A 12,824-nucleotide genomic window follows, 5' to 3' on the forward strand; every position below is an offset into this window, starting at 1 on the left:
TCACTTCACCGACCCGTTCCTGGTGGCTTCCTTCACCGCGATCGAAGCGACGCCGTACTTGTCGCAGATCTTCTTCAGGGTGCCGTCGTCGATGAGGTGTTGCAGCGCCTGCTGGATCGCACCGGTCAGTTCCGGCAGCTTCTTGGAGACGGCGATGCCGTTCAGGGAGGCGTTGTAGCCACCGGGAGCCGCAGGGTCCTCGACGAGGTCGAACACCTTGCCGTCATCGGCGGTCTTGGCCGTCCAGCCGGCCGCGGGCTTGGTCAGGACGTCCGCGACGACCTTCCCCGCGCGCAGGGCGAGTTGGGCGTCGGAGTCCTTGGGGAAGGTCTGGACGGCGATCTCGCTCCTGCCGGCGGCCCTGCACCGGCTCTGGTGCGCCTTGAGGAGGTCGAGCTGGTTCGTGGCGGCCTGGACACCCACCGGTTTGCCGCACAGGTCGTCCAGTGTGGCGATTTTCGCCGGGTTGCCCTCCGCGACCATGATGCCGGAACCGGACTGCGAGTAGTCCACGAAGTCGACCACCTTCTGCCGTTCCTTGTTGTCGGTGATGGCCGACAACGCCACGTCGAACCTTCCCGCCTGCAGGGCGGGCACGATGCCGTCGAACTTCTGCGGAGTAAAGGCGAACTTCACTCCCAGCTTGGCCCCCAGCGCCTGGCCGAGGTCGTAGTCCACCCCGGTGAGGGCACTCGCGCCCTCCCTGACGAACATCTCGAAGGGCGCGTACGGCACGTCGGTCGCCACCCGCACCGTTCCCGACTTCCGGATCGCGGCGGGGAGCATGTCGTGGAGCTTCCGGTCCTTGGCGACCGCTACCCCGGCGATCTTCGCGTCGCTCCCGCCGCCAGGGGGCGAGCCGGCCTCCGAGCCGGAGCAGGCGGTCAGGACGGCCAACGCCGCTGCGCCGAGGACTGCCGTCACCGGTCGGGCGAAATGAACGTTCATGGGGTCGAACCTCTCCAGTCGGGCCGACGGAAACGTAGGTCGTCGACTCGAACAGGGAAGTTACAGATCGCCCGGAAAATTGGCTAGATGTATCGCCCGTTACGTTCGCGTAACGGGGCCGCCCGCTGTGCCCTCGGCCCCGGAAGTGTTGCGTTCGGCGGCGCCCATCGGCCTGTACCAACATCTTCTGCCATACACCTATCGCGCAACCGGCATGGCTTGTAAGTTCCGTTACCGCGTGACCGCCGGGTCCGGAGTCTGTGACTCAACGACCTGGCCCTCCCCTGCGGTGCCACCGGGTCCCGTCCGCCGACGGGACCCATCCCCGAGCCCCGGAGCCCCCCATGAGAACCAAGTCCCCGCACGCGAAGCTGGCCCCCGCCACCCTCGCGCTGCTCACCCTCACCGCCACTGTCGTCACGGCAGGAACCGCCGAGGCGGCTGCCACGCGCATCCGACTGGGCAGCGCGACCGACGCGAAACGCGCCTCCTGGCAGGGCCCCGCGTACGTCATGAACGGTGACGGCAAGATCCTCACCGCTCCGATGGCACGCGCCGTCGACGCCATCCGCGGGGGCACCGGCAGCATGGATGTCGTCGTCCTCAGCGGCTCGGCACCCACCTCCGGGAGCAGGACCCCCGAGTGCGACACCGTCATGACCCTGCCGGGAGTCAACTCCTGCACGACCTGGACGCTCACCGCGGCCCGCGACGGCAACAACACCCAGGTCAACTCCGACATACGCAACGCCGAGTTCGTCTTCTTCGCCGGCGGCGACCAGTGCCGCTACGCCGCATGGAAGGGCACGGCCCTGGAGGCATCGGTGGAATCCGTCGTCGCCAAGGGCGGCGGCTCCGGCGGCGGCAGCGCCGGCCACCACATCAACAGCCCTGTCGTCTACGACGCCTGCAACGGCAGCGTCACCAGCTCCGAAGCGCTCGCCGACCCGTACGACCGCTACCTCTCGTTCACCACGGGCATGTTCGAGTGGGCCGACTACGGCGGCGTCGTCAACGACTCGCACTTCGTCACCCGCGACCGCATGGGCCGCACCATGGCGTTCGTCGCCCGGGCCATCAAGGACGGACGGACCACCGGCGGCAAAGCATGGGGCGTGGGAGTGGACGAAGGCAGCTCCCTGTACCTCGACCGCTCGGGGCAGGCCACGCTCTACGGCAAGCAGGCCTACGTCGTCCTCGGCGACCACCAGCCCGAACAGGCGGTACCAGGCCGTCCGCTGACCTTTTCGAACTACAGGATCTGGCGCCTGACCGCCGGCCAGACCTACGACTTCCGCAACCGCCCCACCTGCGGCTACTACCTGCGCAGCATCACCAACGGAAGAGCTGACGCCAACCTCTACGACGGAACACCGCACACCGACTGCGGCACCGCACCCGCCACCACCTTCGCCGAAACCGAGGCGGACGACGACGACACCCTCACCAGGACCACCGCGGGCACGGGCACCTACTACCTCGACGTGGAGGCCTACCGCGGCTCCGGTGCCGCACCTACCACTGCGCCGTGACCAGGACCTGAGCGGGCCGCTCCTCCCGTCCCCCGGTGCTCGGCCGGAATTCCTCGCAAGCGCGGGGCGGCCGGTCAGGGGGAAGGCGCGGCAGGCCGGCGCACCCAGCGCGCCGGCCTGCCGCTGCACGAAGAACTGCCGCCCGCGTGGTGCGACTCCGCCTGCTGTCGCGCCCGCCGGCCGGGTGCCGTCAGCGTTTCGCTGCCTTCTTGGCTTCCTTCCGTTCCGCCTTGTTCTCGGCCTTCTCCGCCTTCTCGGCCGTCTTGGCCTCCTTCTTCCGGCTGTCTGGACGGCTCGCGGGAGGAGCGGACGCCGTACGCCGTGGAGGGGCGGCGGGCGAATTCAGGCTGCCGGAAGGGGCCTTGACGGTCTTGTTCATGGAGACGGGAGCGGGCGCCGAGGGTTGCGGGCCGGTGGGGGAGGGGCGGGTACTGCGCACGGGTGCGGTTCCCGGAGGGGGGCCGGCGGGGGTGCGGTGCGTGGCGGGAGGCGTCGCCACGGGGGTGCGTGCGGCGTCCTGGCCCTTTTGTACCGGCGGGCTGTCGGTGAGGGTGAGGGCGGTCGCCAGGACGGCGGTGAGCGCGGCGGCCCCCGCCACGAGGGGGCGTGCGCGCGCGGCCCGGGCACGCCGAGAGGTCCGCCCGGCGTCCCCGGGAGGTTTCGGGTGGGTGCGGTCGGCCGTCCGCGGGGGCTCGGCGGGGGCGCAGAGGCTGGTGACCCGTAGCGGCGGGCCGCTGTCGGGGGTGGCCCCCTCAGGGGCGGCGCTGCCGGTCAGGGCTGCCAGGGCGTCGGCGCACTCGTGGGCATCGGGGCGGTCGTGGCCGTCCAGTGCCGTCATGTCCCGCAGCAGGCGTTGCAGCTGTTCGGGCAGGTGGCCGGGGAGAGCGGGGGCGCGGTGCAGTCGCGCGATGGCTGCTTCGAGCGGGCCGCCGTCGTACTCGGGGCGGCCGGTGAGGCATTCCAGGATGACCAGACCCAGGGCGTAGATGTCGGCTGCTCGGCCGACTCTCTGGCCGAGGACCTGCTCGGGGGAGAGGTAGGCGGCGGTCCCGATGAGGGTGCCGGTGGCGGTGCGGGAGGTGGTGTCCAGTAGCCGACTGATGCCGAAGTCGGTCAGGTGCGGGCGGCCGGAGGCGTCCAGGAGGATGTTGGAGGGCTTCACGTCCCGGTGGACGACGCCTGCAGCATGGGCGTGCCCAAGCGCTCCGGCGAGATCGGCCCCCAGGGCGGCGGTCTCCGCGACCGGGAGGGCCCCCTGCTCGATGCGGCTGCGCAGCGTGCTGCCCTCGATCAGCTCCAGGACCAGAAAGGCGTGCCCCTTGTCCTGGCCGGCGTCGTAGACGCTGACGAGGCCGGGATGGTGCAGATGGGCCAGGAGCACCGCCTCGCGCCGGGACTCCTCCTCGATGTCGACGCCGGAGTCGGGACGGAAGACCTTGACCGCCACAGGCCGCCCCAGCCGCAGGTCCAGACCCCGGTGGACGTCGGCGGCCCCGCCCGAGCCGATCGGTTCGTCCAGACGGTACCGGCCGCCCAGCACCTCGGTGGAACACCGGGAAGCCACGGCCCGAGCCGAATCACGAAGTCCCATACCCTCTCCCACCCTCAATGCAGGGGACACACGCCCCCGACCGACCGTGACCGGCAAGCCACCGCAAGCAGGTACCCGAAAGGAACCGCGGTAGCCCCCCATCGCCGGGGCAAAAGGACCGGACTGCCGAGAATGTGTCTCCGCCAGGGGCATGACACTGCGGGTGACCGAGCCGGAAACACCGACACTGGTGCTGAACGAACGACGGCCACCGTGCGGGCAGGTTCTCGCACGGCGGCCGTCGCTCCCGGCCCACTGAGTGGACGTCCCGCGTCCGGGATGTGCGGGGTTCTTCTCGAAGGGTCGGCGTCAGCTGATCCGTGTGGTCACCGTGGCGGAGTTGTCGGAGGTGTTGATCTCACGGCTGCTGGTGCCCGCCTCGGTACGCAGGTGGACCGTGCCGCCACCGTACGAGGGGCCCCTTCCGGCGATGTCCAGGGTGACCGTGGCCCCGGGCTTCAGCGAACCGAGGCCGGCAACGAGGCTGCCTCCGGGCGTGTACGACGATGTCCCCCGGCTCACCCGGTCGGCGACGTGGTCGATGCCGTTGGGGAGCGTGGTGACCAGGTTGACCGCGTGCGCGGTGCTCCTGCCGACGTTGGTGACCTTCACACGCCAGACCTGCTCCTGGTTGTGGTCGATGTGCGAGGGGCCCGACGCGGTGACCTTCAGGTCGGCGTGGGCGACCGTGGGCTTCGGGTACCGGTAGTAGTCCTGACCCCACTTGCCGCCGACCCAGGCGTCACCGTAGTGACCGTCGTACCCGTAGGAGGGTGCCGGGGGCTTCGGCGCGGCGGGAGCGGCGAAGGCGGGAGCCGCCGTGACGGCCGTGAGGGCCGCCCCCGTGACGACGAGGCCAGCCACGACGGAGGCGGCGCAGCGACCGCGTGACGTGGCGAAACGTGCAGAGTTCATGGAAACGGACCTCCGGTGCGGAATGCGTGCGGCGCGCGGCGGTGGGCGCCCGGTACCTCCACCAGACCACGCCGCCGGGGCGCGAGCGGGCCGCACAAGTCCCGGCCGTACGAGAAGGAGGTCCTTGTGCCTGCCTCGCCCGTACGACGGTCGTACGTCGATGAGGTAACAGCGATGGCGTGCGCGGCCCGGGCGTTGGGCGGGGGCGGTCGTGGGGCCGAGTGACCATGGTCCCGCGGGCCCGGAGGAGAAAACGCGGCAGACGGCGACGGTTGCGGCACGGGCGACGCGTCGGCCCGGGGTGCGGACGATGCTTCCCGCAGCGGTGCGCGCGCCACACGGCTGCCGGCCCCGCCCGACGCCGCGCGTCTGCACGCGCACGTCCGCCCGTGCCGTCGTACCGGGCTCACCTCTGCCGGCCACCCGGTGCGCCGTTGCCCGTGCCCGGCCGGCTCCGCTCCCGAACTTCCCTCCCGGGACCACGAAAGGGGACCGGCCACGAGAAAGACGGTGGACCGCGGGGCGGGCAGGGTGGCATCGTCGGTGCTCGTGAACGATCACGGTCTCCTGGCGTTGGCGCCGCAGTGCACCAGCACCCGCGAACTGCTCGCGCGGGCGGCGGTTCGGCGAGGAATGGACGTACAGGTGTGGTCCGCCCGCGACGGTCTTTCCGTTCGAGGGCGCACCGACGTCCACTACTACGGTGGCCCCACCTTCGCGGCGCACCTCGGCCAGGTCCTCGACGCCTGGGACGTCGCACTCATGGAACCGTCCGACGGATGGCTGGCTGCCCTCCCTCCCACCTGCACCGGCCGTCGCGTCACCCTGGCCACCCTGGCCGAGGCGCGACGCGTGACCCGGCCGGTGTTCGCCAAGCCACCGCGTGACAAGAGCTTTCCGGCAGCCGTGCACCCCGACGGGGGCAGCCTTCCCGGCGATCCCGAACTTCCCGGGGACACACCGGTGTTGCTCAGCGACGTGGTCACCTGGGCCGCGGAGTTCCGCCTGTACGTCCTGGACGGCGCCGTACTCACGGGATCGCAGTACGCCACCTTCGGACGCCTCGATGTCGCACCGCTGGAAGGCCATCGCCAGGAAGGCCCGGTACGCCGGTTCGCGCACGATCTCCTGGCCGGCTGCGGGGACGGCCTACCCAGTGCGGTGGTCGTCGACGTCGGAGTGCTGAGCGCGCCCGTGCGCGGCGGCGGGGACGGCGACCGGTGGGCAGTTGTCGAGGCGAACATGGCCTGGTTCAGCAACTGTTACGCCGCAGACCCCGACCGGGCCCTGGAGGTCGTCCTGCGCGCGGCCGGCCCGCGCAGCCGTACAGCAGCGCGCGACCTTCCCTTTTGTCGCGCCCCCACCGCGGGGCAGTAGCGCCGCACCCAGCGCGGTATCGCTTCCTGCTGCCGCCCGACTCCGTCGGCCCGGACATGGCCGCGTCATGGGCTACGCGCGCCCCGTCGCCGACGTTCTGGTCCTGGCGTACACCCTCGGCCGGCCGCACGTCGTCCGGACGCGCACCGACCAGAGCCGAGTGCCATCTCCGGGCGACGGCCCCCGCCTCCCTGACGCCGACGAGTATGTGGTCGGCCGGCTTGACCTCCAGGTCTCGCGCGGACATCTCAGGCATCCACAACCCGCGTCGTGTGGGACCGTTCGGCGAGGTCCCTCAAGTGGACCTCGCCGAGCGGCCGTGCCGCGGCCGTGCGGTCGACCCCAAGGGGCCGCAACAGCCGGGCGCGTGACCGCGGTTGGGGCGTGTGTGAGTGTCGCCGTCAGGCACGGACCATGGGTACCGGGCCGATGATCCCGCACCGTGGCGTGCCCTGCAGGACCGGAGTCACCTGTACCAGGGGCGTTCAGCCCGGTGGTGCCCGGCTGCACGGCTTCCGCCGGTCACGCATCGCCGGGAACGCACGACGGCACCCGTGAAGCCTTGCTCGCCTCAACGTTCGGGTCTCCGCCATCGTCCACGGCGCCACGCACCCGCAACGCACGGACCACAGAGGTCACTTGAGCCCCGAGCCTCCGAAATGCGCGGCGTGCGCGACCTCGACGCCAGTACTTTGGCTGGTTCTGGCCATTTGCCTCAGTAGTTCAACCATCAACCCCGGCCTACCTCAGTAGTTCAATTATCAACTCCCCTCCGGGCGGGACGCGTCAATGGCAACGGAGGGCGCCGCGTTCTGCTCTCTGGTGGACAAATGGGGCATTACGTATCAAGCTGGACGTGTGTTCATCGCGCAGTGACGTGGCCAGGCACTGAATACGTGACCGAGCCACCAGCGCATCCAGGACACAGTGCTCAACAGAAAGGGGATGGCGGATATGCCTTCCACCGATTTTCTGACCGTCGAGCTCACCGAGATCCCGGACGTAGAGGAGGCTCTGAACCCGACCGAGGTCGTCGGCTTCTACCGCGACACCCGCGAATGCGCGGCCCTCGCTCTGCAGAGCGGTGCGGGCAACCTGTTGCTGTCGCCTCCGACGCCGCGGCCGAAGAAGGGTTGACGGGAGCAGTCGTATGGAGCAGTCAAGCACTTCGACGCCCTTGACGGGCGCGGTGCAGGGCCTCGCTTCGGAGCTGGCCTCCGCTCTTCGGAGCGGGGGCCGGTTCCGGTTGGCCGCCGGCATCCCGGATGTCCACGGCGCCGAGGCGAACGCGGGCCTGGCCCTCGCCGCCGTACGCGTGGTGGGAGCCGATGCCGTTCTGCCGAGCGTTCTGCGCCGTGCTCCTGCCGAAGCCGACGATCTCGCCCTGTTCGGCAGAGCGGTGCACATCTACCCACCCGCCGCGGATGCTTCCCCTGTCTCGGTGTGGAGCCATTGGGCGATGAAACAAACCCTGCGGAGGCTGGACGCGCCCTCCGGCGGCGGGTCGGACCGCGCGGCGGAGGCAGGCCCCGAGGCGGAGCCCCAGGTGGCTTGGCTCGCTGACGTTCCGTGGCAGGTGCTCACCCATCAACTCGCCCTCCTGGCCCCGCTCGCGGTCCCCGAAGCGGACTGTGCCGTGGCCGATGTGGCCCGCGACCGGCCTGTCGACGTCGCCCGGGGGTTCGTCCGTGCGGTGCGCCGCCGGGACTGGCTGCAGGCAGCCGGAGCCGGACGCTGGCTGGTTCTATTGGACGGTGTGCCGGCAACCCTCGGCCTGGGGGCCGGGCTGGAGTTCGTGGCACACATGGGCGGCGACGACCCACGGGTGGCCCTGCAGGTCGAGGCGGCGCGCCACCTCCAGGCCGGGGCGCGGCCGTGACGGCGCAGGACATGCGAACGGAGGCGACGGCGGGCGACGGTCGACCGGCGCATGACGCGCAACTGGTGCGGGACGTGGAAAGCATCGGCGCGGCCGCAGTTGCCTGGCTGTCCGCCCACCGCAGCGAGTTCGCACTCGACGACGAGGCGCTGGACGAGCACGGCAGCGTGAACCGTACGTGGAAACCCCTTGGCGAACTCGCGCAGGTGTGCGTCAGTGTCCGCCGGTACACCGAGCCCACGGACCCGCTCCACAGAACCGCCGGTGAACTTCTGGACTTCACCTGGCAGCAGACCGGACACGGCGCACTTTTTCTGGAGTTGCAGCGTCTCGAACCGTTTGCGACGTACCCCCTGGAGATCTACGCGGCGTTCGCGTCGGCGGGGCTGCGCCACGCCGGCTACGAGCGCGCCCTCGCGGCGACGGCCCGTACCCGCAGCTGGCAGATGACCGAGCAGCAGCCCAACCGCCGCCTCGGCATCCTCAACTCCGAACGACGCAGCGGCATTCCACAGCACGACGAGACGGAACGGGCGCTGCGGCGCACCTGGCTGGGTGCGCTGCCGGAACCGTGGACGTTCGAACGGGACGCCGGCTACACGCTCACCCATGTGATCTTCCACCTCAGCGACTGGGGTCTCGCTCCGCAGGGTGTCCCGCAGGACGTCGTGGAGTATCTGCGGCAGTGGCTGCCGCCGTGGCTGGACACCTGTCTGGAGCACGAACGATGGGATCTCGGCTGCGAGTTGCTGGCTGTGGCGGGCATTCTGCCCGGCCCTCCGGACGGCGTGCTGCTACGGGAATCCTGGGCGGAGATCAATCGGGCGCAGGACGCCTCCGGGGCCCTCCCGGAGGTCGGCACGGGGCGTGAGGGGCACCCGCTCGCAGACGACTTCTTCGCCTGCTACCACTCGACCCTGATGGCTGCCTATGCCGCCGTACTCACCGCCCACCAGCTTGGCCGGAGCGCCGGTCACGGTGCGCAGACGGGGGACCGGCGCGCATTCGCACATACTGCGCCTCGCGTGGCGCCGAACGCGGCCCCTCAAGCGGTGCGGCCGGGACACAGCGGGAAAGGAGCGTCGAGATGACCAGCACCCGCCTCATCCACACCGTGGGGACCGGCGCCCTGGAATGGCTGCACGCCCACCGGGACGGGTTCCGTCTGGAGCAGGACGTGGACCCGGAAGTAGGCTTCCTGGAACGGTTCAAGCCGGTCGGTGAGCTGGCCGTCATCTGCAAGGTGCTGTTCCGCGAAGGGGTCGCCGGCTCACGACAGGCACAACTGGCACGGCAGCTGCTCGACCACGCCTGGGGCCACGTCCTGGACGGTGGCCGGGTGCTGGTCCGGGGCCAGCGCATCGAGCCGCTCTCGCCCGTCCCCTTCGAGGTCTATCTGCCGTTCAAGGAGCTGGGCTTCAGCAACCCGGAGATCGAGCGGGCCTTCCGGCGCGTCCAGCGCCTGGAGAGCTTCGCCGCCCTGGAGATGCCATCGGTGCGCCGACTGGGACTGTCCGCGGTCCAGCGCCGCTACGGGCTGCCGCCCCGGCCGCCGGAGTCCGAGGTCGTCGCCGGCACCTGGCTCGGCCGAACCCCGGAACCATGGACCGTGGAAGGGCACATCGCCTACGACATCACGCACACCGTCTTCCACCTCACCGACTGGGGGGAGAACCCCGACGGCCTGCCGGCCCCTCTCGCGGACTACCTCGCCGTCTGGCTTCCCGTCTGGCTGGACGACTGGCTCGACCTGCAACGCTGGGACCTGCTCGGCGAACTGCTCGTCGTCGACGCCTGTCTGCCGCGCCCCACCCTGGACGAGCGCGCCTGGGAGGGTTTCGCCGCCGCGCAACAGCCGGACGGCGCCATGCCCGCCGTGCGTACGATGCCCCAGGGCGACCCCGACGAGGTGTTCGACGTCGTCTACCACCCGACGCTCGTCGCCGCCTTCGCCTCCGTACTGGCCACCTCCCGCGCCCTCACGCAGCTGGCGCACGCACCGGCATGACGACTCCACGCCCCGAAGCCTGGCCGGCCGGTGCGCCCGGCGTCCCCGTCGGACTCCCGACCGGTCGCCCGTCACCGACGGAGCCCCCGGACGGCGAGGCGCTGTACGAGCGGCTCGACGAGGCCATCAGCGCCACCGACGCACCGGACGCCGTCTTCGCGCTCTCCCGGGGTGGCCACCGCACAGTGCGCTGCGGCGGCACCGCGCCGCCCCCGGCCGTTCCCCGCGATCGGCTGCGCTACGAGATCGGCTCCGCCTCCAAGACGTTCACCGGTCTGCTCATGGCCCAACTGACGCACACCGGCGTCCTGTCAGGGGGCGAGTCCGCCGTTGCCTGCCTGGACCCGGCCCGGCGAACCGGCCAGGACCCCGTCACCCTCGCGCACCTGATCACCCACACGTCCGGGCTGCCCGCGCTGCCCGCCGACTTCTACCGCCGGGCGCTGCCCACCTGGCGCACCAACCCCTACGCGGCGTATCCCGACCGGCGGGTGGTGGACGCCTTTCTGCGCCGTCGGCCGCCCCGGCGGCCCGGCACCCGGTGGCACTACTCCAACTTCGGTGTCGCTGTGCTCGGACACGCCCTGGCCGCCGCCACCGCGACGCCCTGGGACGACCTGCTCACCGGGCAGGTGCTGGAGCCGCTCCAACTGCACGGCACCGCCCTCGAACCGGCCGGGCCGGACACCGACGCCACCGGGCACCGCAAGGACGGCTCGACGCCCACGCCCCCGTTGGTCATCGGCGGATTCCGGTCGGCCGGGGCGGTGCGAGCCACCCCGGCCGATCTGCTGACCTTTCTCGAAGCCCATCTGGACCCGTCGCGCAGCCGCCCCCTGGCCGACGCGCTGCGAGCGGTGCGCCGCCCGGTCCTGCGGCGCGGCTGGGGGCACCGGCATGTGCACACGGTGGGCTGGTTCCAGCATCCCACCGAGGACGGCCCCATGTACTTCCATGCCGGAGCCACCCTCGGGCAGCAGGCCTTCCTGGGGTTCAGACCCGACACCGGGACGGCGCTGGCCGCCGTGTGCACCCGCCGCTTCCGTGCGCACGAAACCTTCGTGGCGACGGCGTACGCACTGCTGGCCGAGGCGTGAGGCGGCGGCCGGCGAGCGGATCGGCCCCGCGACACGCCGCGGACAGCGGGCGACCGCCCACCTGGCATCCGGCGCGACCGGAAGGGTGACTGCACCCGTGCGTCAGACGCGCTGCCACAGGGCGGGCGTCCGGGCCGGCTGCCACACGCCCTGCGCCTGGTGCGACTGCAGGCACTCGTAAGCGACACCGTTGTGGACCACCCGTACGCCGGTCCCGTAGACCTTGCCCGGGCTCCATTTGCCCGCCGGGCGTGCCTGGACGCCGGGCGTGCTCTCCTCCGCGGCGGTCTTCAACGTCAGACCGAACTCGGTGAGCAGCGGGTTGACCGGCTGGTGGAAGGTGACGCCGCCGCTCTTGCAGTCGCCGGAGCCTCCGGAGGTGATGCCCTGCGCCTGGGTGCCGGAGAGGTAGGGACCGCCGGAGTCACCGGGTTCCGCGCACACCGTCGTGCGCGTCACCCCCTCCACGACGCCCTCCGCGTAAGTCACGCTGGTGCCGTGCTGCTCGATCGTGCCGCAGTGCCAGCCGGTGGTGGAACCGGACCGGCAGATCGCCGCGCCCACCAGCGCCTCCACCGATCCGGTCACCTGCACGTCCTTGTCGTCCTTCCCCTTGACGGCCGAGGTGGCGGTCCACTCGCTGCTGACGCTCACCCAGGACATGTCCTTGCCGGGAAAGGCGGAGCCCTCGAAGGAGCCCTGGGCGACTTTGTTGAAGCCGGTGGTCTTGGCGCCCTTCTTTCCGCAGTGCCCGGCGCTGGCGAAGCCCTGCTGTTCGCCCTTGGTCACGGAGAACCCCACCGAACAGCGGGCCTTCTCGTCGATGTAGTACGCGTCACCGCCGCGGACGTCGTGCAGGGCGCGAGGCCGGTCCGCGCTCACCTTGACCTGCACCTGCTGCCTGTTGACGCCGGCGTTCGTGACGAGTGTGCGGGCGGCCGCCCGGCTCGTGGCCTGGACGATCACCCGGTTGGTCCGCACGTCGACGTAGCGGACCGGCGTGTCCAGTGCCTGTCCCGCCGCGGCGTCCACCTTCGCCTTGACGGACTCCAGGTCCTCCAGCGTGTTCTTGACGACGACCGCCTTCGCTCCGCCCGCCGTGATGGTGGGGACGTCCGCGGCCTCCGTGGTCGCGACGGTCAGCACGGCGGAGGTCGGGCCCTTTACCCAGGCGCCCGCGAAGCGCTTGCCCAGAGCGTTCTGAAGCTTGCCCGCCCGCGTGCCTGCCTCCGCCTCGTTCACCAGCCGGGCCCTGGCCTGCGTACCGGTCAGTCCCAGGTCACGCTTCATCGCGTGCAGGACGGCGGGCGACGGGCTGCCGGCACCGAGCGTCTGGGCGGAGGACGGCGCGGGGGGTTCGACGGCCGCGGCGGCAGGCAGTCCCGTGAGCGCGACTGCGCCGAGCACGGTGAGGGAGACGCGGGCGGCTCCGCCGAAGTGTCTGTGGACCATGAGGTGACCTCGATGTCGGGTTCGA

General features: G+C 71.2%; 11 protein-coding genes. 7 read left to right on the top strand and 4 right to left on the bottom strand.

Annotated elements, in window-relative coordinates; genetic code table 11:
• Entirely contained in the window at positions 1–948 is a 948-nt protein-coding gene (locus tag HNQ79_RS12080) for an ABC transporter substrate-binding protein (protein ID WP_185029880.1), read from the bottom strand.
• A 344-nt stretch (positions 949–1,292) separates the two neighbouring features.
• On the opposite strand from HNQ79_RS12080, the gene HNQ79_RS12085 reads away from it, so the two are divergent.
• Positions 1,293–2,480 (top strand): cyanophycinase, encoded by a 1,188-nt coding sequence (locus HNQ79_RS12085; RefSeq protein ID WP_221507628.1) that lies wholly within the window; start codon positions 1,293–1,295, stop codon positions 2,478–2,480.
• 190 nt (positions 2,481–2,670) lie between these two features.
• Here the strand turns inward: HNQ79_RS12085 and HNQ79_RS12090 are convergent, their stop codons facing one another.
• Positions 2,671–4,044: a serine/threonine-protein kinase gene (locus HNQ79_RS12090; RefSeq protein ID WP_229923394.1), complete on the bottom strand. Its 1,374-nt coding sequence runs from the start codon at positions 4,042–4,044 to the stop codon at positions 2,671–2,673.
• A gap of 336 nt (positions 4,045–4,380) precedes the next feature.
• The gene (locus tag HNQ79_RS12095; RefSeq protein ID WP_185029882.1) at positions 4,381–4,986 is read right to left on the bottom strand and encodes a DUF11 domain-containing protein; all 606 of its coding nucleotides are present in this window, start codon (positions 4,984–4,986) and stop codon (positions 4,381–4,383) included.
• 549 nt (positions 4,987–5,535) lie between these two features.
• On the opposite strand from HNQ79_RS12095, the gene HNQ79_RS12100 reads away from it, so the two are divergent.
• The 6 genes from HNQ79_RS12100 (at position 5,536) to HNQ79_RS12125 (ending at position 11,347) form a co-directional block, all read left to right on the top strand.
• A complete protein-coding gene (locus tag HNQ79_RS12100; protein ID WP_229923395.1) occupies positions 5,536–6,363 on the top strand; it encodes an ATP-grasp domain-containing protein in 828 nt (275 codons plus the stop codon).
• Positions 6,364–7,317: 954 nt separating this feature from the next.
• Entirely contained in the window at positions 7,318–7,500 is a 183-nt protein-coding gene (locus HNQ79_RS12105; RefSeq protein ID WP_185029883.1) for a hypothetical protein, read from the top strand.
• A 13-nt stretch (positions 7,501–7,513) separates the two neighbouring features.
• Positions 7,514–8,242 carry a serine/threonine-protein kinase gene (locus HNQ79_RS12110; protein ID WP_185029884.1) on the top strand — a complete coding sequence of 243 codons (729 nt, stop codon included), beginning with the start codon at positions 7,514–7,516 and terminating at the stop codon, positions 8,240–8,242.
• Positions 8,243–8,253: 11 nt separating this feature from the next.
• Positions 8,254–9,333 carry a DUF6895 family protein gene (locus HNQ79_RS12115; protein WP_185030311.1) on the top strand — a complete coding sequence of 360 codons (1,080 nt, stop codon included), beginning with the start codon at positions 8,254–8,256 and terminating at the stop codon, positions 9,331–9,333.
• Complete coding sequence (locus tag HNQ79_RS12120; RefSeq protein ID WP_185029885.1) at positions 9,330–10,250, top strand: DUF6895 family protein; 921 nt, start codon at positions 9,330–9,332, stop codon at positions 10,248–10,250. The genes HNQ79_RS12115 and HNQ79_RS12120 overlap by 4 nt, the downstream gene beginning before the upstream one ends.
• Complete coding sequence (locus HNQ79_RS12125; protein WP_185029887.1) at positions 10,247–11,347, top strand: serine hydrolase domain-containing protein; 1,101 nt, start codon at positions 10,247–10,249, stop codon at positions 11,345–11,347. The genes HNQ79_RS12120 and HNQ79_RS12125 overlap by 4 nt, the downstream gene beginning before the upstream one ends.
• 102 nt (positions 11,348–11,449) lie before the next feature.
• On the opposite strand, the gene HNQ79_RS12130 is transcribed toward HNQ79_RS12125, so the two are convergent.
• Positions 11,450–12,799 carry a carbohydrate-binding protein gene (locus HNQ79_RS12130; RefSeq protein WP_185029888.1) on the bottom strand — a complete coding sequence of 450 codons (1,350 nt, stop codon included), beginning with the start codon at positions 12,797–12,799 and terminating at the stop codon, positions 11,450–11,452.
• Between the last annotated feature and the right edge of the window lie 25 nt (positions 12,800–12,824).

This window comes from Streptomyces candidus, assembly GCF_014207445.1.
Classification (GTDB): Bacteria; Actinomycetota; Actinomycetes; order Streptomycetales; family Streptomycetaceae; genus Streptomyces; species Streptomyces candidus.